Genomic DNA, 23606 nt, shown 5'->3' on the forward strand with positions numbered 1-23606 from the left:
AATGGCATTTGAAAGTTTAACAGAACGTTTACAGAACGTCTTTAAAAATCTACGTAAAAAAGGAAAAATATCTGAGGCTGATGTCCAAGAAGCAACCAAAGAGATTCGCTTGGCCTTGCTTGAAGCTGACGTTGCCTTGCCTGTTGTAAAGGACTTTATCAAGAAAGTTCGTGAACGTGCAGTCGGACACGAGGTCATTGATACCCTCAATCCTGCGCAACAGATTATCAAAATCGTTGACGAGGAACTGACAGCCGTTTTAGGTTCTGATACGGCAGAAATTATTAAGTCACCTAAGATTCCGACAATCATTATGATGGTCGGTTTGCAGGGGGCTGGTAAAACAACATTTGCTGGTAAGCTGGCTAATAAACTCAAGAAGGAAGAAAATGCTCGTCCTTTGATGATTGCGGCGGATATTTATCGTCCAGCAGCCATCGATCAGTTGAAAACACTTGGACAACAAATTGATGTTCCTGTTTTTGCACTTGGAACAGAAGTACCAGCTGTTGAGATTGTTCGTCAAGGTTTGGAGCAAGCGCAAGCCAATCACAACGACTATGTCTTGATTGATACGGCAGGGCGTTTGCAGATTGATGAGCTCCTCATGAATGAGCTTCGTGACGTAAAAGCCTTGGCTCAACCAAATGAAATTCTGCTCGTAGTTGATGCCATGATTGGTCAAGAAGCGGCCAATGTTGCTCGCGAGTTTAATGCCCAGTTAGAAGTGACTGGGGTTATCCTTACCAAGATTGATGGGGATACTCGTGGCGGTGCTGCTTTGTCCGTTCGCCATATCACTGGAAAACCAATCAAGTTCACTGGTACGGGTGAAAAGATCACGGATATTGAAACCTTCCACCCAGACCGTATGTCAAGCCGTATCCTTGGCATGGGGGATATGCTTACTCTTATTGAGAAAGCTTCTCAGGAATACGACGAGCAAAAAGCCCTTGAAATGGCTGAGAAGATGCGTGAAAACACCTTTGATTTCAATGATTTCATCGATCAGTTGGATCAGGTGCAAAACATGGGGCCAATGGAAGACTTGCTCAAGATGATTCCAGGTATGGCTAACAATCCAGCCCTTCAAAACATGAAGGTAGATGAGCGTCAGATTGCTCGTAAACGTGCCATCGTGTCTTCGATGACACCTGAAGAACGTGAAAATCCTGATTTGTTAAATCCAAGTCGTCGTCGTCGTATTGCTGCTGGATCTGGAAATACTTTTATCGAAGTGAATAAATTCATCAAAGACTTTAACCAGGCCAAACAGCTCATGCAAGGTGTCATGTCTGGAGATATGAACAAGATGATGAAACAAATGGGAATCAATCCAAATAACCTCCCTAAGAATATGCCAAATATGGGAGGCATGGATATGTCTGCCCTTGAAGGCATGATGGGACAGGGTGGCATGCCTGACTTGTCAGCTCTTGGAGGAGCAGGAATGCCAGATATGAGCCAGATGTTTGGTGGTGGACTCAAGGGTAAAATTGGTGAATTTGCCATGAAACAGTCTATGAAACGCATGGCCAACAAAATGAAAAAAGCTAAGAAGAAACGCAAATAAAAAAGGAAAGCAGAAGTGCTTTCCTTTTTTATATAAAATATGTACTTTCTATGATTAGGCAATTTTCTTAATCGAAAAATTACGAAATGGAAAGAGTAATTTCAAATCCTTGCATCCATTCGGATTTTACTGTGATGTCGATTTTTAAAGCATTTGCTAATTGTTTGGCCAGATAGAGGCCCATACCTGTTGATTTTTTCCTTGTGTCTCCCGAGTCTCCTGTAAATCCTTTTTCAAAGATATGAGGGAGGTCGCAAGCTTTAACTCCGCAGCCATTATCCCCAATAATCAGACTTGTGCGCCCCTTGTCCTTTGATATAGAAATACTGAGTTTGGGCTTGTCAGAGCTATATTTAAGGGCGTTGGCGAGGATTTGAGAGAGGATAAATTCAAAACTGCGTTGATCAGTGTAGCAGATTCCTTGTATGTTTTCTAGCTGAATCGTAAAATTCTTTTCCTTGAGTAAGGGATCAAAATTTTCCAAGAGATCTTGGATACATTCTTCTAGATCAAGATCTTCAAATAGAAAATCATTTTTCTCACTTTTCACCCTGTAATAGAATAGGATTTGTGATACATTTCCTTGGATTTGATTCTTCACATAGTCCAACTTAAATGCTGTATCTTCAGGTAACTGGTCACTTTGGTTGTCCAAAAGGAGGGAAAGAAGCGATAGAGGGAGTTTAATCTCATGCGCCCATTTTTCAACATAGTCCTCGTACTCGGCTAGTAATGAGTTGAGCTTTCCTATTTCAACCTGCTTTTGATAAAGTGTATCTGCCATTTGTTCAATGCTTTCTTTCTCTGAGGCACTTGATAAATGCAATAATTCAAGTTCAGTATCCGTCTTGGGATTGGCTATAAAGGCTTTATAGGCAGCGGATTTTTTTCTTTCTTTTCTTATAAGTAGGAATGATAGGATGAAAAAGAGCAGGACGGTGGCTAAAATATAGAGAAGGATGAGGGCTTGAAACATTCTCACATCTGAAAGCCAAAGCAGGACAGCTGTAAATAGATCAAATGCTAAGAGAACAAGTAACCAAGGCAGATAACTAGCTAGATATTTTAGATTATGTTTCATCTGGGCTTACCTCTTCTAGCTTGTAACCAATACCTCTGACGGATTTGACTTGAAGGGCAATGCCAGCCTGCTTCATCACTTTTTTCAGCCTTGCAATATTTACTTGAAGGGCATTCTCATCGATGAACTCAGTTGTGTTCCATAGTTTCATACTTAGTTCTTCTTTAGTGACGACAGAATCAGTTGCCACTAATAAGGTTTCTAACAATTTCCCTTGATTTTGTGGGAGTAAAATCGAATGTCCGTTGATATAAAGGGTATAGGTATTTCTATCCAGCAGGAAATTATCTTTTTCAAGCAAATTTTGTCTACCTTCATAGCGTTTCAAGATGTTTTCTATACGAGCCAAGAATCTTTCTTTTTTGAAAGGTTTTGTTAAGTACTCGTCTGCCCCTAATTTTAGGGCGTAGATCTCATCTTTTAGTTGTTCACGGGAGGTGAGAACCAATATGGGCACAGAGCGTTTTGACTTGAGATTTTTACAAATTTGAAAACCTGTTTCTCCCGGTAAATTCAAATCCAGTATGATTAGATCCGTATCGTATTGCAGTACTTGCTGGCTTGTATCTTTGAAGTCAGTCAACTTATCAACTTGATAACCCGTTTTCTCTAACAAAATAACAATTTCATCTCGAATCAAGGCTTCATCTTCAATAACCAGAATATGCTTCATATCGATTCCTCCTTTTCCTATTTTATTCTACCTTATTCATCTCTTTTGGGTTCCATTAAGGACAACAAGTACTTGTTGCTATTTTTCTTTACAATTCTGATATAGATGACTTCAAAGCCTGCTAAGAGCAGTACTATCAGCATGGCTGTGATAAATTTCTGCCCCATGACCATTCTTGCACTGGCTGGTACTATTCCTGTGAGGAGGGAGCCCACTCCGAAGCTACTACTGATAAGTGCAAGGGCTATTGGCAGACCGAAATACCAATTGATTTGCTTTTCTGAAGATTTACAAAGAGTTTCGTAGTTGGCTCCGAGATGGATCAAGGTTTGGTATCGTCTGTAGGATTGTCTTTGTCCCATCAAAAACTGAACGCCAATGATTGTATTTGCCACAACAAGGAAGATGATAGCCAGATAGATAGTGATATAGCTGGCAGAGATAATGTAAAATAATTGTCTTCCCATATTTTGTATATAGCTTTCATAGCCAAGAGAGGTTTGATTTAGCTTTTCATTGGTATCTGAGATAGCTCTCATCAAGCCTTTTTCCTTGACTAGCTCAGGAGCCAAGATACCGCTGACATAGTTCGAATAGTGACCGTCTGTATAGCTCATAAAGGTCTCATCTGGGACTATGAGGGCAACAGAGAGGGTTATTTCACGATCCGTTACGATTGGCAAAGACTCCACTTCTCCAATCAATTTTACATCATTTTCCATGACTTTGATTTGAGGCTTCGTCTTCAGAACAGAGTTGACGAGACTTTCATCTGGGAGAAAATCTTTCCCCATATACAAGTAGGCTTCCTTGCTAGTTAATTCTAGAGGAGGGAGATTGGCAGCCTTTCTAAGTTCATTGTATTCGGAAATTGGCATGAGGTGGGAATTAGTAGACTGTTTAAATTTATGGAGCAAAATTTCCTTGTTCTTGCTGCCTTTTTGCTTTTTCAACTCCTTGATGACCTCTTCGAAGGACACGGACTCGTGTTCTTTCGGTTTGCCTACCTTGATTTGCAGAATCTTTGAAAACTGTGATGCTAGTCCAGCAGCTTCAAGCTCTTTTTTAACTGTATTTACATCAAGATTTTCATCTGTTTCCTGTTTGCTATCTCTAAATGTATAATCCAATACGTGAGTTTGATTGCCTGAATTGCCACTTGCAATGGAAACACCTGCTCCAAACAGGCACAAGGCAGAGAAAATTAAGAGTGAGCAGATGGCCAGTATAGTTGAGCGCTGGATAACTAATTCCTGAATCTGTCTAAAATTATAGGCATGAAGTTTTCGATTGTTTCCAAGCTTGACCAAAAAGTCTATAAACAAACGCATACCAAAGAAGAGGAGGATGGTTCCCAGAGTACCTAAGAGAACGGTGATGCCCATGGTTATGACACTCTCCCAAGCTCGTCCGCTCATACCTAAGTAATAGGCTGTTCCAAGAAGCAAAATTCCGAGGACGGAAGCAAGAAGGTACACACCCTTGGGGAGTAGTTTCTTCATCCCAGAAGGTGAATAGGCGAGCAAGTTTCCGATTTCCTTATTGGCCGTCTTTGCACTTAAAAGGACAAAAACAGCTAATTTGACGGCTAGGAAGCCGATGACTGTATAGAGTAGAGCTGTGGTAGATAGAGAAAATTGATGTTCAATAATCCCTAGTCCCACAATTTTAGCGGTTATTAGGCTGATTAGTTCTGAAATCAAGATGGAAATAGGAAGGCCTATTCCAAGGGCAAGGACGCTGTTTCTCAAATCCTCGAGCAGGAGCAGTAAGAACAGTTTACCTCTACGCATCCCCAGTGTGAGGTAAACCCCAAATTCATGTTTTCTCCTTTCCATCTGCATACTACTTGCGAAGTAGACTAGAAAAAAGAGAATAAAGAGCGTTGCTACATAAAGAATGGGAATCATGCTAAAAAGTTTATCTACAGCATGACTCTCTATTTGTTTTAGAAATACCATCACATCTTGATGAGATAAAGAAAGGATGATGTAAAAGGAGATGATAGAAAGAACCATGGAACTGAAGTACAAACCATTATTCTTTCGATCCCTCTTGCTGTTTCTTGAAACTAATTTAGAAAACATTGCCATCACCTCCAGCCAGTGCAGCCATGACCTTTAGTATTCTGTGGTAAAAATCTTCCTGACTTTCTCTTGGATAATCGCGTCGGATTTCATGGAATAGTTTTCCGTCTTGGATAAACAAGATGCGGTTGCAAAAGCTGGCTGCAACTGAATCGTGGGTCACCATGAGAATGGTGGTTTCTTCCACTTGATTCATTTCGGATAGTTTTTGCATCAAAATAGTTGCATTTTTTGAATCCAAAGCACCTGTGGGCTCATCCGCAAATACAATCTTAGGGTCTAAAATCAAGGCACGCGCAGCAGCTACCCTTTGCCGTTGACCACCCGATAATTGAGATGGGAACTTATCCAGAAGTTCAGAAATATCCAGATATTGGGAAAGCAATTCTAATCGAACCTTGCTTTCGTTGGCATCGATCTTGTGCAAAGACAAGGGAAGTAAAATATTTTCTTTGGCTGTCAGATTGTCCAAAAGCTCAAAATTCTGAAAGAGGTAGCCAATTTCCTTACCACGATAATCAGCTAACTGACTACCTTTTAACTGACCTAAATCTTTTTCTTGCATTTGAATAGAGCCGTCAGTTGGCTTGATGATTGTGGCGAGACAGTTAAGAAGGGTTGTTTTCCCAGAACCACTGCTCCCCATAATCCCTAAGAACTCACCTTTGACAACTTTAAAAGATATACCGTTCAAGGCCTTGGTGATATTCGGCTCTTTTCCATAATGCTTTTTTAATGATTCTACTCGTAAAATAGTTTCCATGTGAAACACCTCCATCTTTTGTTACTTTCATTATAGTATGAATCAGAGTAGAATAACACTTACGGATGATGTAAGGAATCTTTATCGCTGACTTTTATAGTCAGGTTATTGGACTTATACTTACTATATTATATCATAGTTTTAGGGATTTAAAAAGGGAGTCTCGGAAGATACTCCAATTTAAAAGCAAATGCTATGAGAGAAGAAGTAACCAGAATGGCTGGAAAAGTAGTGGTGAGTGATAATAATATTAGAAAGAGTAAATTTAATTACAATCAGTATATTAAAAAGATTCGATCTAAAGTTTTATCTGACTAATGAGGTCAATCTGATTAAACTTTTGATTCCTAATAATTCAAAAAATGTTGAAATAGAAATTTCATTTTCTCCCTTTCAAATCTAAAAAGTTGAGATTTTGATATAGAATAAGCTATAGCATGCTTAAAGAATATTCGATTAATTTTCTAAAATATCGAAAAGTTCTCTGTAATGTTTCATAATTTAGTTCCCTTAATTTTCTTTTCGAGCTATAAACATACCATATTCTTTAGGAATGATTAACACACCATTATTAAACTCCCTTTCCAATCTTTTACGAATAATTCCCTCTTCTAGTGAACCTATTTCTGAAATTCCTTTCAATGATTGAATATATTGAACTAGATCGTCTATACTTGTTACCTGTAGCTCGTCATCATAAATTAATTTTTCCACAGTGTCAAAATGCCTATTTAAATAAGTCTTTCCATTTTGTAAAGTAAAAGTTTTATTTTCTAAATCTTGAACAACTTCATCTTTAAATAAGCTTGCCAAATAATCTACAACTCCATTTTCACCAAATGTAGCACAATAAAAAATGCCCCCGTTTTTTAAAACTCTATTCACTTCAGAGAGAGCTTTAGGAATGTCATTTACATGATGTAGAAGCATATTAGCAATAACAATATCAAATGTTTCTTTCTCAAAAGAAACATTTTGGATATCCATTATTTCATAGTTGACATTGTCTCTATTTCCAATCACTGCCCTAGTAGTTTCTACCATGTCACTAGAAAAATCCGTAATTACCAATTGCTTCATCTTGTCTATAGAATCAAGATTACTTTTCCACAGTTCTCCTGTGCCGCATCCCAATTCTAGAACGTTAATTTCATCAGTAATTTGGTAGTTAGAAAAAATCCAATTATTAAAGCCCAATTTATTTTTTGAATACTTCTTATGTAGTTTTACTCTAATGTCAAGATTATCTTGTTTTTCATATTGTTCAATTACTCTATTAATCATTTTAAATTACCTCAACTTTATAATTTGACATTATATCACAAAAATAAAGGTAGCGTAAAATAAGTTGTATAAATACAAAAAGGAATAAATCCGTTATAGTAGAGTTATAACACATTACTAGAAAGAGATTTATTACTATGACTCAGTTTACCACATATTCTCCAACGTATAAAAGCTGAGTATAGTTTAGAGGAAGAATTTTAGTATTTGTTGTTAATGCAAAATAAAAAGCCTTAGAAATATTGATTTCTAGGGCTTTTTAACTTATTAACTCTATTCCCACTCACTAAAAGTCAGATATTGACTATTTAGGATAGTTGATTTAATAGTGATTGATAATACAATCAATGAGTACTATTTGATATTATTTGAGTCTTTTGTTGTTAAATTGTTGTTATTTTTTTGCCAAGGCCATTTGAATTTTTTATTAGACTTTTTGAATTTGTAAAATTCGTTAACATCATCAGCAAATTCTTTTGCTTCAGCTAGTATAGTATCTAAAATTGACTCTTCTTCTTTATTAAGTTTATTTTTCTCCATCAGTATTTCTTTAAGTTTTGTTGGATTTAAAGATTCATCTAGTAAATCAAATGCTAATGTGATTTTTAAATCATAAAGATTTTGAATATCGGACTCTTTTAGGACACTTAAATCATATTTATATTTCTTGTTTAAAATTGTATCTCCAAAATTTATATTCCTACCTAATAGTTCATCTGTTGTAGTATCTAGTATTTTTGATAGTTTTACTATATTTTCGAGAGTGGGTTCAGTCCGACCGTTTTCCCACTTGGCATAGGCACTCTGCCCAATATCTAACAGTTTAGACATTTGTTCTTGGGTATATCCTTTATTTTTTCGTTTTTCTTTTAATCTGTTTGGAAAATCTAACATATAAATACCTACTTTCAAAAAAATTCCAAATAAGACTATTTTTTTGTTGACAATTAGTCTTATTTGGACTAAAATATAATTAGTCCTATTAAGACTAATTATATCAAACTATACTATGTTTGGCAAGAATTGGGGGTAACTGTCTATGATTGTATAAAAAAGTCTTTGAAGAAAAATCCTCAAAGACTCAATAAAATAAATCTATCTAAATTATATCATATATACGGAAAAGAGGAAAGGAGATGGCCTATAAAGATTATTACGAGTATGAAGACATCATGGAAGCCACTGGCAAGTCCTATAGTGCTGTTAAAAAATGGCGGATAAGTATTGAACGCTTATCAGGTTACGAGTTTAAGAAAGTCAAAATAAAGGTCACACATAAGCACGTAAAAGACCATTATCAATTTACTGAAGAAGAATTTGAAAAGTTTATCAAACTTTCTAAGCGAATTGATGAAACAAAAAATATGACTGAAGCTGTAACTGCTGTATGGGGCGATCTAAAAAGTGCCGAAGAAAGGGCACTTAAACAAGACGTGGCTGAGTTAAAAAAATTTCAAGAAAATCAAAAAATAAAGAATAAAGATGTGAATTTTAAACTGATTTCATTAGAAATGGATTTAAAAACATTAAAAAAGCTAGAAGAACGACTTGAAGCCTTGGAAGAAAAACAGGCAAAAGGGTTCTTCTCAAAATTGAAAAAATAGAAAAGGAAATATAAAAAATGGCAAACAAAAAAATTAAACTAACATCACCGCTTTCACTTAAAGAAGTAGCTCTTGAAAGCTCTCAATTTGATATTCCTAAGAAAATTCAAGTAGATTTTTCCAAAGCTCGACCAAGTAAGAAGTTCAAAGACGGTAAACAGACGGACATTTTAAGCCATTATATTTTGGAGGGAATTGATGAGCGAACCGCTAAAGCCGTAAATGATGGGTTAATTGACCAAGAGGACGTTAAGTCCATCAAGATTGAAGTTCATGGCAGTTTCGAGGAAATTGAAGAAACCATTGAGTTTGGTGGCTCTCTATTCGTTGAGTTGCTAGATGTGCAGGTCAAAGCGGACTGGGTTGAGGGTAGAAATGCAGGATATAAAGCCGTCAAACTAGTAGCCTCTGGGCTAAAACTTGCTATGTAGGTCTAAAATTTCTGTGTATGATGGGAGCTGGCCGCCTTGCTCCTGTCGGTTTACAAGTGAGCTAACTAGTAGCTGATAGCAACCGCAAAAAGGGCGGTTCGCCCTGAGCGGTTGCGGGTATCAGCGGGCATCTAGTTGGCTGACTTGTTCCGACAGGGCAATGCAATCAAGCTACCTAAATATGCAGAAATTTTAGTCACAAGAGTTTTTTGGGGAAGTATATATCCATATTTCCAAAACCTATGCGCGGGCGCCATTCTAGGACTTGACGATAGAATGGTGCAAACCAAGGGTAATCCCTTGATTGGCAAGCTTTCCGTGGACATTACCGAAGGTGTCAGCGTAGCGTTAGGGAAACAAAAATGCCAAAAAATTAAGGGGTTTTCTTGGATACATGTGTGGATATATGCATGGATATATGCTCGAAAAAATGAAGCATATATCCAAAACAATGTAATGAAAAAACAAAAACATAGAAATAATATGCAAAAACCTTTCATGAATTGAAAAGGAGAAAGAATGACTAAAAGAATTAGAAACAGACGTTTCTTATTTGAGCAACAACTGAAGCCAGACTTTTGGGATTGGGCTGTATCAGATAAGAAATTGCTTGAAAATTGGGAAGAGAATAAGACAAAGATTTTCAGATTAATCTTTGATCGTATCCGTGAATTAGTTGAAGAAGAGGAATTTGTGGAAGTCGCTTTTATCGTTCATGATAAAGATATTTCCTATGGGACAAAATTGGTTGAACCTCATATTCATGGATATATTGATTTTCCAAAATTGATGGATTTGTCAAAAGTTGCCTTGGCTCTTGGAGTAGAAAAAGAACGTGTAGAAACTCCAAAATCAAGAGGAGGAAGACACCTAACACGAATCAATGCTTTAGCATATCTTATCCATGCTAAGGATAAAGATAAATATCAGTATCCTGCTAGTGATGTGGAAACATTTCATACGCTTGATTATGAAGCTTTCATCAATCAGAATAAAGAAGATTTTGAGAAGTATGCAGCCACGAAAAAGCGTGAGAAATCTGATGAAAGTTTAGATTTGGTATTGTCTAAAGTTTACAAGGGAGAACTTACATATTTTGATATTATGAAAGACGATAATTTGTATTATCTGATGGCAAACAATCGCCAGAAATTCCTTGAGGGCTTTGATATTTTCGGAGAACGTGAAAGTGTTCTACGCTTGGAAGCCTTGCAAAATGGGGAGTATGATTTGACTGTCTTATATATCCAAGGGAAGCCTGGGATTGGTAAGTCTACACTTGCTAGAGATATTGCTTTAGAGGTGCAAGGAGCGCTTGAAAATGCAGGTTTAAGAGGTGGCTCATATTCTGCAAGCTCAAAAAATCCATTTGACAATTACTCAGGAGAGGAAATCCTTATTTTAGATGACTTGCGAGAGGATAGCCTAGCTCCTGCGGATTGGTTGAAGTTATTCGATCCAATCAACTCGGCTAGAATGTCTGCACGCTATCGAAATAAGCTAGTAGTCCCGAGATTGGTTATTATGTCGGCTTATATGTCTCCTAAACAATTTTTCGGACAAATTCAGGAAGAAGATATAAACCAGTATTTAAGACGTGTCAATTACTCTTCTGAAATCGCTAGAAAACATGGAATGGAAGAAAGATTTTATAGTGTTTCAGAAGTCCGAGAGAATAGAGAAAATGGGCATTATCAACGTCCTGATGGCTCTAGCGTCGTTTTGAACTTTGACTATGAAGATTTGTTTAGTTCGCAAGATAAGGACGATTTTATTCGTAAATTGCTTGAAGATTGTATCTATCCTAGAATATTGCCAAAGAAAGCAAAGGACGTGACAAATGACTAAAAAAATTGTGATGTTCTTTGATGAAAGGTTAAATACTGACTTTCGTATAGTACGCTTTGGGAAGTGTATACCAGTAAGGCAAGAAATAGATAACATCTATATGTTCCTGAATGATAGGGATTTATGGACTAGATGCAAAAAAAAGATGCGTGAAAATCAATCACACATCAAAATAAAAAAACAAAATAATTATAACATAAAGAAAGGGAAAATAGTATGTTTGTTGTAAAAAAAGATTTAATGAAATTAGGATTTTCAAGTTGGCAAGCTATGATGTTAGTAAAACAGGCTAAAGCAAAATTAGCTAGTCAAGGTTTAACTTGGTATGAAAGTAAAGGTTTAGGACGTGTACCACTTGAAACGGTAGAAGAAATTTTGGGTGTGAAAATAGATGAAGCTAGTCTAGTAGATTTGGAAGTAAAAGAAGATGCCTAAAATATCTAGTATCTATCCTATGGGGAATGGAACGTATAGAGCAACTGTTTCTCTAGGTTTTGATGTTCAGACTGGTAAAAGAATACAAAAGTTTAAAAATGGCTTTAAAACGCAAAAGGAAGCTCAAGAGTGGCGCTTACGTATGCTTGCTGACTTTGGTAAAGGTTCTATAACCGTTAATAGCACAATGACTTTTAAAAAGTTTCTTGATGACTATTTTATACCAGATTATAAAAGTCAAGTAAGAAAACGTACTTTTGATATGACACAATCTAAATTTAAAAGACTGTCATATTTTGAAAATATGAAGTTATCAGATATTCAAGCACCTCATGTAAAGCAGTGGCAAAATGCAATGTTTATAGAGGGATTGTCTAATAATTATATTCGTTCTGTTCATCAAATATTACAACAAGTTTTTGATTTAGCAGTTAAATTGGGTATGTTGTCAAATAATGTTGCTAAGACGGTAGGAAACGTAAAAAAAGACCGCCCTAAAGTTGATTTTTGGACGGTGGAAGAATTTCAGCTATTCATTAGTACATTTGATAAATCTAATATCTATGAATTATTGTACTTTACTACATTTTGGTTTTTCTTTATGACTGGAGTTAGAACAAGTGAATTACAAGCAGTTGAATGGTCGAAAATAGATTTTGAAAAAGGTACAGTTTTAATAGACTGTTCAATGTATTATAAAAGCCAAAAAGAGTGGTATCTTACTGATACAAAATCTATATCAGGTGTAAGACTTTTGTATCTTGATGATGATACATTAGAACATTTGAAATATTGGAAGAAAGCACAATCTCAGATAGGAGAATGTAAATTTGTATTTTCCATAGCAGATAGTCCGTTGGTAAAATCAACTCTTAAACGTGTTCTAAAATCTCATAGTGATTACGCAAAAATAAAATCAATAAGGATCCACGATTTAAGGCACTCTCATGCCAGCTTTATGCTCTCTCTAGGAATGAATGATTTAGAAATGCAAAATCGTCTAGGACATGCTGATATTAAGACAACACTTGGAACGTACTCTCATTTAAGACCAAATGCTATGAAAGAAGTAGCTACTAGAATGACTGGGAAAGTAGTGGTGAGTGATAATAATATTAGAAAAAGTAAATTTAATGGCAATCAGCATACTAAAAATTTTCAATCTAAAGTTTTGTCTGACTAGCGAAGTCTGTCCGATTAAACTTTAGATTCCTACGGTAAACTATTGAAGTTTACCGTATTATTAGTTATAATTCATATACAAGGGAGCAGTATAATGAAAAAAGAAAATGTTATTGGTGAGTTTGAATATAATAATGATTTTTACCGTGTTTATGAATTGCGTGAAGATAATGAAGATTATTCTAGAATTGTTAGCGACTCTAAGAAAGGTATGTATATAGAAAGTACCAAAAGGGTTAAAAAGATATTAGGTTTAAATACTGAAAAATAGTTTTTTGTTGTTAAATTGTTGTTAAAGCAAAATAAAAAGCCTTAGAAATATTGATTTCTAGGGCTTTTTTAGCTCATTAACTCTATTCCCACTCAACGGTTGCAGGTGGTTTACTTGTAATGTCGTAGACGATACGGTTAACGTGGTCTACTTCGTTTACGATACGTACAGAGATTTTTTGAAGGACTTCCCAAGGGATCTTGGCAAAATCAGCTGTCATACCATCGATAGAAGTGATGGCACGAATGGCGATTGTGTAGTCGTAAGTACGACCGTCACCCATAACACCAACTGAACGAACACCTGTATTAACTGTGAAGTATTGCCAGATATCACGGTCAAGACCAGCTTTAGCGATTTCTTCACGAAGGATGGCATCCGACTCACGAACAGTTTCTAGTTTTTCTTCAGTGATTTCACCCATGACACGAATCGCAAGACCTGGTCCTGGGAATGGTTGGCGCCATACGATGTGGTCTGGCATACCAAGCTCTGTACCGAGGGCACGGACTTCGTCTTTATAAAGAGTGTTCAATGGTTCAATCAATTCAAACTGCATGTCTTCTGGAAGACCACCAACATTGTGGTGTGATTTGATGGTTTGAGCAGTATCTGTACCAGACTCAATCACGTCAGTGTAAAGCGTTCCCTGAGCAAGGAATTTTACATCTTTTAGCTTGCTTGCTTCGTCATCAAAGACATAAACAAACTCATTACCGATAATTTTGCGCTTTTGCTCAGGATCAGAAACGCCAGCAAGTTTGTCAAGGAAGCGTTTTGCAGCATCTGCTTTGACGATATTCAAACCAAACTTACCACCAAGCATGTCCATAACTTGGTCAGCCTCTCCCTTACGGAGAAGACCGTGGTCTACAAAGATACAGATCAATTGATCACCGATTGCTTTTTGAAGAAGAACTCCAACAACAGAAGAGTCAACACCACCTGATAGGCCGAGAAGAACACGCTTGTCACCTACAGTTTCACGGATTTTCTTGATCTGCATATCGATAAAGTTGTCCATTGACCAATCACCCTTAGCTTTACAGATGTTAAGGGCAAAGTTGCGCAGGATATCATTCCCATATACAGAATGGCGAACCTCTGGGTGGAATTGGATACCATAGATGTACTTGTCAGGGTTTTCAATAGCTGCGTAAGGACAGTCAGCAGAAGTTCCAGTACGAACAAAATCAGCTGGAATCTCTGTAACTGCATCACCATGGCTCATCAAAACAATCTGTTCTTCTGGGGTACCCTCAAAGAGGGCAGAAGTAGTGTGAGTAAGTGGGGATTGACCGTACTCGCGGTTTCCAGCATCACCCGCAGGTACAACCTTACCTCCAAGTTTGTGAGTAAGAAGTTGCATACCGTAGCAGATTCCCAAAATTGGAATGCCAAGTTCAAAAATTTCTGGGTCAATATCAAATGAACCATCTTCATATACAGAGTTTGGTCCACCAGAGAGGATAATTCCTACAGGGTTTATCGCACGAACCTCTGCGGCTGAGATTTTGTGACTTTTTAGCTCTGAAAAAACACCAATCTCACGGATACGGCGTGAAATCAGCTGGTTGTATTGGCTACCATAGTCCAGCACGATGATTTTTTCGACATCTTGCAAATCAGTTGAAATGTTGCTCATCTTTTTCCTTTCTCAAAAGAAATATCTTTTTCAATATTCTATCACAAATAGGGACGAATTACCAACTAAACAAGGCAAAGATTGACTTTTTATTAGCAAATACGGTACAATAGAGAAAATATAGAAAAGAAGTGAAAATCATGTTACCAGCTTATATGAAAATCCACGATCAGATAAAAAAGGATATAGATGAGCATCGTTGGAAGATAGGTGAAAGACTGCCTAGCGAACGAGACTTGGCTGACCAGTTTCAAGTTAGTCGGATGACCTTGCGACAAGCCATCTCCCTCTTGGTTGAGGAAGGAGTTTTGGAGCGTCGTGTAGGAAGTGGAACCTTTGTCTCTAGCACTCGTGTCCAAGAAAAAATGCGAGGAACAACCAGTTTTACGGAGATTGTCAAATCTCAGGGGAAAGTTCCTTCCAGTCAACTCATTTCTTATAGAAGAACCATTCCCAACGAGCAGGAAGTGGCAAAGCTAGGCATTTCACCAACTGAAAATATCATCCGTATGGAACGGGTACGTTATGCTGATCAAGTTCCGTTAGTCTATGAAGTAGCATCTATACCTGAGAAATTTATTAAGGACTTCAAAAAAGAAGAGGTAACTAGTCACTTCTTTCAAACCTTGCAGGAACATGGCTACCGAATTGGAAAATCCCAACAGACCATTTATGCGAGATTGGCTAAGGAAAAGATAGCTCACTATCTGGAAGTTGAAAAAGGGCATGCCATTTTAGCCTTGACTCAGGTCTCTTATCTTGAAGATGGGACGGCTTTCGAGTATGTAAAGAGTCAATACGTGGGCGAACGCTTTGAATTTTATCTTGAAAATAACTAGTCTAGAAAGGCTAGTTTTTTGTTTTAGAAAAGATTAGAATTGTCAAAACAATCTGTCTAGGCTTGATTTTATCTATTATTTACTATAAAATGAGAAGGAAAAACGTCAAACTTTTATATTGCAAATAGGAGAAAAAATGACAAAAACATTAAAACGTCCTGAGGTTTTATCACCTGCAGGAACTTTAGAGAAGCTGAAAGTAGCTGTTCAATATGGTGCAGACGCAGTCTTTATCGGTGGACAGGCCTATGGTCTTCGTAGCCGTGCAGGAAACTTCACCTTTGAACAGATGGAAGAAGGCGTGCAGTTCGCAGCTAAGTATGGTGCCAAGGTCTATGTGGCTGCTAACATGGTTATGCACGAAGGAAACGAAGCTGGTGCTGGAGAATGGTTCCGTAAGTTGCGTGACATTGGGATTGCCGCAGTTATCGTGTCAGATCCAGCCTTGATTATGATTGCAGCAACTGAAGCACCAGGTCTTGAAATCCACCTTTCAACCCAAGCCAGTGCGACAAACTATGAAACTCTTGAGTTCTGGAAAGAACTTGGTCTAACTCGTGTGGTTTTGGCTCGTGAAGTTTCAATGGAAGAATTGGCAGAGATTCGCAAACGTACAGATGTTGAGATTGAGGCTTTTGTCCATGGAGCCATGTGTATTTCTTATTCAGGTCGCTGTACGCTTTCAAACCACATGAGTATGCGTGATGCTAACCGTGGGGGCTGTTCTCAGTCTTGCCGTTGGAAATACGACCTCTACGATATGCCCTTTGGCCAAGAACGTAAGAGTCTTAAAGGTGAAATCCCAGAAGAATTTTCGATGTCTGCCGTTGATATGTCTATGATTGACCATATCCCAGATATGATTGAAAATGGTGTAGACAGTCTCAAGATCGAAGGTCGAATGAAGTCTATTCACTATGTTTCAACAGTAACAAACTGCTACAAGGCAGCTGTGGATGCCTATCTTGAAAGTCCTGAAAAGTTTGAAGCCATCAAACAAGACTTGGTGGATGAGATGTGGAAGGTTGCCCAACGTGAATTGGCAACAGGATTCTACTATGGTACGCCGTCTGAGAATGAGCAGTTATTTGGTGCTCGCCGTAAGATTCCTGAGTACAAGTTTGTCGCTGAAGTCGTTTCTTATGATGATGCGACCCAAACAGCGACCATTCGTCAACGGAATGTAATCAACGAAGGTGACCAAGTTGAGTTTTACGGCCCAGGTTTCCGTCATTTTGAAACCTATATCGAAGATCTTCATGATTCTAAAGGAAATAAAATCGACCGCGCTCCAAATCCAATGGAACTCTTGACAATCAAGGTTCCACAACCTGTTCAGGCAGGTGACATGGTCCGCGCTCTCAAGGAAGGTCTCATTAACCTCTATAAGGAAGACGGGACAAGTGTTACAGTTCGTGCCTAGAGAAGGAAAAGTGAATGATTCAAGCGCATGGTTTATTTGTAGATGATGAAAGCAGGTGTGTTCACTATCATAGTGAAAAAGATATCGTTTCCCTCCAGTGCTATGAATGCAAGAAATACTACGCATGCTATCAGTGTCACAATGCTATGGAGACGCATATGTTTTCGCCCTATCCCTTGACGCTTTCTGAGGATCGACCGATCTTATGTGGGGTTTGTAAGAGGACAATGACTTTTCAAGAATACCAAACACAGATAGCTTGTCCTTATTGTAGCGCTCCATTTAATCCAGGTTGTAAACAACATCATTCATTTTATTTTAAATAGACAAAAATAGATCCAAGTTTTTAAGCTTGGGTCTTTTATTTTGCTTCAGAAACCTTAGTAAAAATACGGAATTTCTTATGGAAACAGGTTAAAAATTTCTATACAATCGTACTAAAAATAGTAAAATTAGAAATAAATTATCTGAAACGCTTTCAATGTTAGTAAAAAGTTGACAAAAACAAATTTTAGGACTAAACTAGGTAAGTAAATTTAAATAAAAAAGGAGAATTCATCATGAATTTAACATTTTTCGGTCTTTGTCTTGCCTGTATGGGTGTATCCCTTGCAGAAGGATTTTTGATGAACGGTTTGTTCAAATCAGCAGCTCGCCAACCAGACATCATTCCACAATTGCGTAGCTTGATGATCATGGGGATTGCCTTTATTGAAGGAACTTTCTTTGTAACTCTTGTCTTTTCATTTATCATCAAATAAAGAGAAGTATAAATTGGAAAAAGGGAGGATTCTAGATGGAAGAAAGTATCAATCCAACCATCAATATCGGTCCTGTTACCTTTGATTTGACCTTGACAGCCTTAACCTTGCTGTCTGTGGCAGTTATTTTTGGCTTTATCTATTGGGCGAGTCGTAGTATGACTCTGAAACCCAAAGGGAAGCAAAATGTACTAGAGTATCTCTATGACTTCGTAGTCGGATTTACAGAACCTAATGTAGGCTCACGGTACATGAAAGATTACTCACTCTTTTACTTGTGTTTATTTCTTTTTATGGTAATCGCAAACAATCTTGGTTTGATGGCAAAACTTCAAACTACAGATGGGACAAACCTTTGGACATCGCCAACAGCCAATCTTCAATTTGACTTGGCCATGTCATTTGGAATTATCCTGATGACCCATATAGAAGGAATTCGTCGTCGTGGTGTTAAAAAGTATCTGAAAGGCTTTGTTACCCCAGGTTTTATGACACCGATGAATCTCCTTGAAGAAGTCACGAATTTCCTATCACTTGCTTTGCGGGTATTCGGAAATATCTTTGCCGGAGAAGTGATGGCTAGTCTGCTCATCACACTTTCTCATCAGGCTCTTTATTGGTATCCAGTCGCATTTGTTACCAATCTAGTCTGGACGGCGTTTTCTGTGTTTATTTCCTGTGTTCAGGCTTATGTATTCACAGTCTTGTCTTCTATGTACCTAGGAAATAAAATTAATGATGGAGAGTAGAAAGGAGTAACAGATGCACGTAACAGTAGGTGAATTAATTGGTAACTTTATTTTAATCGCTGGCTCTTTTATCCTTTTGATTGTCTTAGTTAAGAAATATGCGTGGTCAAACTTGACAAGTGTCTTCGAAGAAAGGGCAAATAAAATTGCTGCTGATATTGATGGCGCTGAACAAGCTCGTCAAAAAGCAGAGACTCTTGCTCAAAAGCGCGAAGATGAATTAGCAGGTAGTCGTAGTGAAGCTAAAACTATCATTGAAAATGCTAAAGAGACAGCTGAAAAGAGTAAATCAGATATTTTGGCTGAAGCTAAGCTAGAAGCTGGTCGCTTGAAAGAAAAAGCGAACCAAGAAATTGCGCAAAACAAAGCTGAGGCTTTACAAAGTGTTAAGGGCGAGGTGGCAGATTTGACAGTTAGCCTAGCTGGGAAAATCATCTCACAAAACCTTGACAGTCATGCCCATAAGGAACTTATTGATCAGTATATCGATCAGCTAGGAGAAGCCTAATGGACAAGAAGACAGCAAAGGTAATTGAAAAATACAGCATGCCTTTTGTCCAATTAGTGATTGAAAAAGGAGAAGAGGACCGGATTTTTTCAGACTTGGATCAAATCAAGCAAGTCGCAGAAGAAACGGGCTTACCTTCTTTTTTAGCTCAGGTGGCAGTTGATGAGTCTGATAAGGAAAAAACAGTTGTTTTTTTTCAAGACTCCGCCTCACCTTTAATGCAAAACTTTATTCAAGTTCTGGTTTACAATCACAGAGCAAATCTTTTTTATGAAGTAATTGCAGATTGTTTGAATCGCCTTGAAAAAGAGACCAATCGTTTTGTAGTCACGATTTCTTCAGCCCATCCTTTAACAGATGAACAGAAGGAACGTCTGCTCCCATTGATAGAGAAAAAAATGTCTCTGAAAGTGCGGAGCGTCAAAGAACAAATTGATGAAGGACTCATTGGTGGTTTTGTCATTTTTGCTAATCACAAGACAATTGATGTGAGTATTAAACAACAACTTCGAGTTGTTAAAGAAAATTTGAAATAGNAAGTGGTGTTCTTTTGGCAATTAACGCACAAGAAATCAGCGCTTTAATTAAGCAACAAATTGAAAATTTCAAACCCAATTTTGATGTGACTGAAACTGGTGTTGTAACCTATATTGGGGACGGAATCGCGCGTGCCCACGGCCTTGAAAATGCCATGAGTGGAGAGCTCTTGGTTTTTGAAAATGGCTCTTATGGTATGGCGCAAAACTTGGAGTCAACAGATGTTGGGATTATCATCCTCGGTGACTTTACGGATATCCGTGAAGGGGATACAATCCGTCGTACAGGTAAAATCATGGAAGTCCCAGTTGGTGATAACTTGATTGGACGTGTTGTGGATCCACTTGGTCGTCCAGTTGATGGTCTTGGAGAAATCCATACTGACAAGACTCGTCCAGTAGAAGCATCAGCTCCTGGTGTTATGGAGCGTAAGTCTGTATCAGAACCATTGCAAACGGGTTTGAAAGCTATTGATGCCCTTGTACCGATTGGTCGTGGTCAACGTGAGTTGATCATCGGTGACCGTCAGACAGGGAAAACAACCATTGCGATTGATACAATCTTGAACCAAAAAGGTCAAGATATGATCTGTATCTATGTTGCAATTGGACAAAAAGAATCAACCGTTCGTACACAAGTAGAAACACTTCGTCAGTACGGTGCTTTGGACTACACAATCGTTGTGACTGCCTCTGCATCACAGCCTTCTCCATTGCTCTTCCTAGCTCCTTATGCTGGGGTTGCTATGGCAGAAGAGTTTATGTATCAAGGCAAGCATGTTTTGATTGTTTATGATGATCTCTCAAAACAAGCGGTAGCTTATCGTGAACTTTCCCTCTTGCTTCGTCGTCCACCAGGTCGTGAAGCCTTCCCTGGAGATGTTTTCTACCTTCATAGCCGCTTGCTTGAGCGTTCAGCTAAGGTTTCTGACGAGCTTGGTGGCGGATCAATCACAGCCCTACCATTTATTGAGACGCAAGCAGGTGATATCTNTGCCTATATCGCAACCAACGTGATTTCAATCACAGATGGACAAATCTTCCTTGGAGATGGTCTCTTTAACGCAGGTATTCGCCCAGCTATTGATGCAGGTTCATCTGTATCTCGTGTAGGTGGTTCTGCTCAAATTAAAGCCATGAAGAAGGTTGCTGGTACTCTTCGTATCGACCTTGCTTCATACCGTGAGTTGGAAGCCTTCACTAAGTTTGGTTCGGACTTGGATGCAGCAACTCAGGCTAAGTTGAATCGTGGTCGTCGTACGGTTGAAGTTCTGAAACAACCAGTTCATAAACCATTACCTGTTGAGAAACAAGTAACCATTCTTTATGCTTTGACACATGGTTTCTTGGATACGATTCCTGTAGATGACATTGTTCGTTTTGAGGAAGAGTTTCATGATTTCTTTGATGCACAACATCCAGAGATTTTGGAAACTATTCGTGAAACAAAAGACTTGCCAGAAGAAGCAGTCTTGGATGCTGCGATTACAGAGTTTCTCAATCAATCCAGTTTCCAATAAGAATAGAGGTGTCAGATGGCAGTATCTCTAAATGATATTAAAACAAAAATCGCCTCAACAAAAAATACTAGTCAAATCACTAATGCCATGCAAATGGTATCGGCTGCCAAGTTAGGTCGCTCTGAAGAAGCAGCACGCAATTTTCAAGTTTATGCTCAGAAGGTTCGTAAGCTTTTGACGGATATTCTACATGGTAACGGATCTGGTGGTTCTACCAATCCAATGCTCATTAGTCGTCCAGTTAAGAAAACAGGCTATATCGTTATTACTTCAGACCGTGGCTTGGTTGGAGGTTATAATGCTTCCATCCTTAAAGCTGTGATGGAGCTGAAAGAAGAATATCATCCAAATGGTGATGACTTTGAAGTTATCTGTATTGGTGGTATGGGAGCTGACTTTTTCAAGGCTCGTGGCATTCAGCCAATCTATGAATTGCGTGGCTTGGCTGACCAACCAAGTTTTGATGAAGTTCATAAAATTATTTCAAAAACGATTGAAATGTACCAAAATGAACTTTTTGATGAATTGTACGTCTGCTACAACCATCATGTCAATACTCTCACAAGTCAAATGCGTGTGGAACAAATGCTTCCGATTGTTGACTTGGATCCAAATGAAGCGGATGAAGAGTATAGCTTGACCTTTGAGTTGGAAACGAGCCGTGATGAGATTCTAGAGCAATTGTTGCCACAGTATGCTGAAAGTATGATTTACGGGGCTATTATCGATGCCAAGACAGCTGAAAATGCCGCTGGTATGACAGCTATGCAAACAGCGACTGATAATGCTAAGAAGGTCATCAATGATTTGACAATCCAGTATAACCGTGCCAGACAGGCGGCGATTACACAAGAAATTACAGAAATCGTAGCGGGGGCTAGTGCCTTAGAATAAGGCTTTGCCTCCCTCGTATCAAAATGAACTTAGGACCTAGTTGAGCTAGGAACCGACAGTATCTTATATAGAATAGGAGAAGGAGATGAGTTCAGGTAAAATTGCTCAGGTTATCGGACCTGTTGTAGACGTCTTGTTTGCAGCTGGGGAGCCACTTCCTGAGATTAACAATGCACTTGTCGTCTACAAAAATGACGAAAGAAAAACAAAAATCGTCCTTGAAGTAGCCTTGGAGTTGGGTGATGGTATGGTCCGTACTATCGCCATGGAATCAACAGATGGTTTGACTCGTGGAATGGAAGTTTTGGACACAGGCCGTCCAATCTCTGTGCCAGTAGGTAAAGAAACTTTGGGACGTGTCTTCAACGTTTTGGGGGATACTATTGACTTGGATGCTCCTTTCGCTGAAGACGCTGAGCGTCAGCCAATTCATAAGAAAGCTCCAACTTTTGATGAATTGTCTACCTCATCTGAAATCTTGGAAACAGGGATCAAGGTTATCGACCTTCTTGCCCCTTACCTTAAAGGGGGGAAAGTTGGACTCTTCGGTGGTGCCGGAGTTGGTAAAACTGTCTTGATCCAAGAATTGATTCACAATATTGCCCAAGAACACGGTGGTATTTCAGTATTTACTGGTGTTGGGGAACGTACTCGTGAGGGGAACGACCTTTACTGGGAAATGAAAGAATCAGGCGTTATCGAGAAAACCGCAATGGTATTTGGTCAGATGAATGAACCACCAGGAGCACGTATGCGTGTTGCCCTTACTGGTTTGACAATCGCCGAATACTTCCGTGATGTAGAAGGCCAAGACGTGCTTCTTTTCATTGACAATATCTTTCGTTTCACTCAGGCTGGTTCAGAAGTATCTGCCCTTTTGGGTCGTATGCCTTCGGCCGTTGGTTATCAACCAACCCTTGCTACGGAAATGGGTCAATTGCAAGAGCGTATTACATCAACCAAGAAGGGTTCTGTAACCTCTATCCAGGCTATCTACGTGCCAGCGGATGACTATACTGACCCAGCGCCAGCGACAGCCTTCGCTCACTTAGATTCAACTACAAACTTGGAACGTAAGTTGGTACAATTGGGGATTTACCCAGCCGTTGATCCGTTGGCTTCAAGCTCTCGTGCCTTGGCACCTGAGATTGTCGGAGAAGAGCACTATGCAGTTGCTGCGGAAGTCAAACGTGTCCTTCAACGTTACCATGAATTGCAAGATATCATTGCTATCCTTGGTATGGATGAGCTTTCTGACGAAGAAAAGACTTTGGTTGCTCGTGCCCGTCGTATTCAGTTCTTCTTGTCACAAAACTTCAACGTTGCTGAGCAATTTACTGGCCAACCTGGTTCTTATGTACCAGTAGCAGAAACAGTTCGTGGTTTCAAGGAAATCCTTGATGGTAAACATGACCACTTGCCAGAAGATGCCTTCCGTGGAGTTGGTTCAATCGAAGACGTCATTGCTAAGGCAGAGAAAATGGGATTTTAAGAGGTGA

At 38.6% G+C, this 23606-nt stretch carries 25 protein-coding genes; 18 read left to right on the forward strand and 7 right to left on the reverse strand.

The genetic code is table 11. The annotated features are described in order from the left end of the window. Position 1: 1 nt before the first annotated feature. Complete coding sequence (gene ffh / locus D8805_RS01310; RefSeq protein ID WP_000863610.1) at positions 2-1573, forward strand: signal recognition particle protein; 1572 nt, start codon at positions 2-4, stop codon at positions 1571-1573. 79 nt (positions 1574-1652) lie between these two features. Here the strand turns inward: ffh and D8805_RS01315 are convergent, their stop codons facing one another. From D8805_RS01315 to D8805_RS01350, 6 genes are all read right to left on the reverse strand, one after another. Continuing rightward, a complete protein-coding gene (locus D8805_RS01315; protein ID WP_125415161.1) occupies positions 1653-2654 on the reverse strand; it encodes a sensor histidine kinase in 1002 nt (333 codons plus the stop codon). Then, on the reverse strand, positions 2644-3327 hold the full coding sequence (locus D8805_RS01320; RefSeq protein WP_125415162.1) for a response regulator transcription factor: 684 nt from the start codon (positions 3325-3327) through the stop codon (positions 2644-2646). The genes D8805_RS01315 and D8805_RS01320 overlap by 11 nt, the downstream gene beginning before the upstream one ends. A gap of 32 nt (positions 3328-3359) precedes the next feature. After that, entirely contained in the window at positions 3360-5414 is a 2055-nt protein-coding gene (locus D8805_RS01325; protein ID WP_125415163.1) for an FtsX-like permease family protein, read from the reverse strand. Then, positions 5404-6177, reverse strand: coding sequence for an ABC transporter ATP-binding protein (locus D8805_RS01330; RefSeq protein ID WP_125415164.1), 774 nt, complete (start codon positions 6175-6177; stop codon positions 5404-5406). Before D8805_RS01330 ends, D8805_RS01325 begins: the two co-directional genes overlap by 11 nt. Positions 6178-6687: 510 nt before the next feature. Continuing rightward, positions 6688-7461: a class I SAM-dependent methyltransferase gene (locus D8805_RS01345; protein ID WP_084946149.1), complete on the reverse strand. Its 774-nt coding sequence runs from the start codon at positions 7459-7461 to the stop codon at positions 6688-6690. 354 nt (positions 7462-7815) lie between these two features. Beyond that, a complete protein-coding gene (locus tag D8805_RS01350; protein WP_119942826.1) occupies positions 7816-8355 on the reverse strand; it encodes a helix-turn-helix domain-containing protein in 540 nt (179 codons plus the stop codon). A gap of 242 nt (positions 8356-8597) precedes the next feature. Between D8805_RS01350 and D8805_RS01355 the strand changes: the two genes are divergently transcribed. The 7 genes from D8805_RS01355 to D8805_RS10120 all read left to right on the forward strand — a co-directional run bounded on the left by D8805_RS01355 (position 8598) and on the right by D8805_RS10120 (position 13232). Further along, positions 8598-9065 (forward strand): hypothetical protein, encoded by a 468-nt coding sequence (locus D8805_RS01355; RefSeq protein ID WP_061453543.1) that lies wholly within the window; start codon positions 8598-8600, stop codon positions 9063-9065. A gap of 17 nt (positions 9066-9082) precedes the next feature. After that, complete coding sequence (locus D8805_RS01360; RefSeq protein ID WP_125415165.1) at positions 9083-9496, forward strand: hypothetical protein; 414 nt, start codon at positions 9083-9085, stop codon at positions 9494-9496. 135 nt (positions 9497-9631) lie between these two features. Further along, the gene (locus tag D8805_RS01365) at positions 9632-10003 is read left to right on the forward strand and encodes a hypothetical protein (protein WP_125415166.1); all 372 of its coding nucleotides are present in this window, start codon (positions 9632-9634) and stop codon (positions 10001-10003) included. Positions 10004-10015: 12 nt separating this feature from the next. Then, positions 10016-11344 (forward strand): Rep family protein, encoded by a 1329-nt coding sequence (locus tag D8805_RS01370; protein WP_125415167.1) that lies wholly within the window; start codon positions 10016-10018, stop codon positions 11342-11344. Positions 11345-11560: 216 nt separating this feature from the next. Further along, a complete protein-coding gene (locus D8805_RS01375) occupies positions 11561-11779 on the forward strand; it encodes a DUF3173 family protein (RefSeq protein WP_049536509.1) in 219 nt (72 codons plus the stop codon). Continuing rightward, positions 11772-12962: a site-specific integrase gene (locus D8805_RS01380; protein WP_049536506.1), complete on the forward strand. Its 1191-nt coding sequence runs from the start codon at positions 11772-11774 to the stop codon at positions 12960-12962. Before D8805_RS01375 ends, D8805_RS01380 begins: the two co-directional genes overlap by 8 nt. A 93-nt stretch (positions 12963-13055) precedes the next feature. After that, a complete protein-coding gene (locus D8805_RS10120) occupies positions 13056-13232 on the forward strand; it encodes a hypothetical protein (protein ID WP_185774553.1) in 177 nt (58 codons plus the stop codon). 82 nt (positions 13233-13314) lie between these two features. On the opposite strand, the gene guaA is transcribed toward D8805_RS10120, so the two are convergent. Continuing rightward, positions 13315-14877, reverse strand: coding sequence for a glutamine-hydrolyzing GMP synthase (guaA, locus tag D8805_RS01385; protein ID WP_125415168.1), 1563 nt, complete (start codon positions 14875-14877; stop codon positions 13315-13317). A gap of 140 nt (positions 14878-15017) precedes the next feature. On the opposite strand from guaA, the gene D8805_RS01390 reads away from it, so the two are divergent. From D8805_RS01390 to atpD, 10 genes are all read left to right on the forward strand, one after another. After that, a complete protein-coding gene (locus tag D8805_RS01390; protein WP_125415169.1) occupies positions 15018-15716 on the forward strand; it encodes a GntR family transcriptional regulator in 699 nt (232 codons plus the stop codon). A gap of 136 nt (positions 15717-15852) precedes the next feature. Further along, positions 15853-17139, forward strand: coding sequence for a peptidase U32 family protein (locus tag D8805_RS01395; protein ID WP_000169099.1), 1287 nt, complete (start codon positions 15853-15855; stop codon positions 17137-17139). A 14-nt stretch (positions 17140-17153) separates the two neighbouring features. After that, positions 17154-17465, forward strand: coding sequence for a CHY zinc finger protein (locus tag D8805_RS01400; protein WP_125415170.1), 312 nt, complete (start codon positions 17154-17156; stop codon positions 17463-17465). 234 nt (positions 17466-17699) lie between these two features. After that, a complete protein-coding gene (locus tag D8805_RS01405; protein ID WP_001054552.1) occupies positions 17700-17900 on the forward strand; it encodes a F0F1 ATP synthase subunit C in 201 nt (66 codons plus the stop codon). A gap of 35 nt (positions 17901-17935) precedes the next feature. After that, positions 17936-18649 carry a F0F1 ATP synthase subunit A gene (gene atpB, locus D8805_RS01410; protein ID WP_125415171.1) on the forward strand — a complete coding sequence of 238 codons (714 nt, stop codon included), beginning with the start codon at positions 17936-17938 and terminating at the stop codon, positions 18647-18649. A 13-nt stretch (positions 18650-18662) separates the two neighbouring features. Next, positions 18663-19157: a F0F1 ATP synthase subunit B gene (gene atpF, locus D8805_RS01415; protein ID WP_061414291.1), complete on the forward strand. Its 495-nt coding sequence runs from the start codon at positions 18663-18665 to the stop codon at positions 19155-19157. Then, a complete protein-coding gene (locus D8805_RS01420; protein WP_125415172.1) occupies positions 19157-19693 on the forward strand; it encodes a F0F1 ATP synthase subunit delta in 537 nt (178 codons plus the stop codon). Before atpF ends, D8805_RS01420 begins: the two co-directional genes overlap by 1 nt. Positions 19694-19707: 14 nt before the next feature. Further along, positions 19708-21213, forward strand: a complete 1506-nt coding sequence (gene atpA / locus D8805_RS01425) for a F0F1 ATP synthase subunit alpha (RefSeq protein WP_125415173.1) — start codon at positions 19708-19710, stop codon at positions 21211-21213. A 15-nt stretch (positions 21214-21228) separates the two neighbouring features. After that, positions 21229-22107, forward strand: coding sequence for a F0F1 ATP synthase subunit gamma (locus D8805_RS01430; RefSeq protein ID WP_125415174.1), 879 nt, complete (start codon positions 21229-21231; stop codon positions 22105-22107). Positions 22108-22192: 85 nt separating this feature from the next. Continuing rightward, complete coding sequence (gene atpD / locus D8805_RS01435; protein WP_125395032.1) at positions 22193-23599, forward strand: F0F1 ATP synthase subunit beta; 1407 nt, start codon at positions 22193-22195, stop codon at positions 23597-23599. The last annotated feature ends 7 nt before the right edge of the window (positions 23600-23606 follow it).

Source organism: Streptococcus oralis subsp. dentisani (assembly GCF_003944205.1).
GTDB lineage: Bacteria > Bacillota > Bacilli > Lactobacillales > Streptococcaceae > Streptococcus > Streptococcus oralis_BH.

Coding starts and splice junctions, on each gene's coding strand:
- ffh (WP_000863610.1), top strand. CDS start 2: ATGGCATTTGAAAGTTTAACAGAACGTTTACAGAACGTCTTTAAAAAT.
- D8805_RS01315 (WP_125415161.1), bottom strand. CDS start 2,654: ATGAAACATAATCTAAAATATCTAGCTAGTTATCTGCCTTGGTTACTT.
- D8805_RS01320 (WP_125415162.1), bottom strand. CDS start 3,327: ATGAAGCATATTCTGGTTATTGAAGATGAAGCCTTGATTCGAGATGAA.
- D8805_RS01325 (WP_125415163.1), bottom strand. CDS start 5,414: ATGTTTTCTAAATTAGTTTCAAGAAACAGCAAGAGGGATCGAAAGAAT.
- D8805_RS01330 (WP_125415164.1), bottom strand. CDS start 6,177: ATGGAAACTATTTTACGAGTAGAATCATTAAAAAAGCATTATGGAAAA.
- D8805_RS01345 (WP_084946149.1), bottom strand. CDS start 7,461: ATGATTAATAGAGTAATTGAACAATATGAAAAACAAGATAATCTTGAC.
- D8805_RS01350 (WP_119942826.1), bottom strand. CDS start 8,355: ATGTTAGATTTTCCAAACAGATTAAAAGAAAAACGAAAAAATAAAGGA.
- D8805_RS01355 (WP_061453543.1), top strand. CDS start 8,598: ATGGCCTATAAAGATTATTACGAGTATGAAGACATCATGGAAGCCACT.
- D8805_RS01360 (WP_125415165.1), top strand. CDS start 9,083: ATGGCAAACAAAAAAATTAAACTAACATCACCGCTTTCACTTAAAGAA.
- D8805_RS01370 (WP_125415167.1), top strand. CDS start 10,016: ATGACTAAAAGAATTAGAAACAGACGTTTCTTATTTGAGCAACAACTG.
- D8805_RS01375 (WP_049536509.1), top strand. CDS start 11,561: ATGTTTGTTGTAAAAAAAGATTTAATGAAATTAGGATTTTCAAGTTGG.
- D8805_RS01380 (WP_049536506.1), top strand. CDS start 11,772: ATGCCTAAAATATCTAGTATCTATCCTATGGGGAATGGAACGTATAGA.
- D8805_RS10120 (WP_185774553.1), top strand. CDS start 13,056: ATGAAAAAAGAAAATGTTATTGGTGAGTTTGAATATAATAATGATTTT.
- guaA (WP_125415168.1), bottom strand. CDS start 14,877: ATGAGCAACATTTCAACTGATTTGCAAGATGTCGAAAAAATCATCGTG.
- D8805_RS01390 (WP_125415169.1), top strand. CDS start 15,018: ATGTTACCAGCTTATATGAAAATCCACGATCAGATAAAAAAGGATATA.
- D8805_RS01395 (WP_000169099.1), top strand. CDS start 15,853: ATGACAAAAACATTAAAACGTCCTGAGGTTTTATCACCTGCAGGAACT.
- D8805_RS01400 (WP_125415170.1), top strand. CDS start 17,154: ATGATTCAAGCGCATGGTTTATTTGTAGATGATGAAAGCAGGTGTGTT.
- D8805_RS01405 (WP_001054552.1), top strand. CDS start 17,700: ATGAATTTAACATTTTTCGGTCTTTGTCTTGCCTGTATGGGTGTATCC.
- atpB (WP_125415171.1), top strand. CDS start 17,936: ATGGAAGAAAGTATCAATCCAACCATCAATATCGGTCCTGTTACCTTT.
- atpF (WP_061414291.1), top strand. CDS start 18,663: ATGCACGTAACAGTAGGTGAATTAATTGGTAACTTTATTTTAATCGCT.
- D8805_RS01420 (WP_125415172.1), top strand. CDS start 19,157: ATGGACAAGAAGACAGCAAAGGTAATTGAAAAATACAGCATGCCTTTT.
- D8805_RS01430 (WP_125415174.1), top strand. CDS start 21,229: ATGGCAGTATCTCTAAATGATATTAAAACAAAAATCGCCTCAACAAAA.
- atpD (WP_125395032.1), top strand. CDS start 22,193: ATGAGTTCAGGTAAAATTGCTCAGGTTATCGGACCTGTTGTAGACGTC.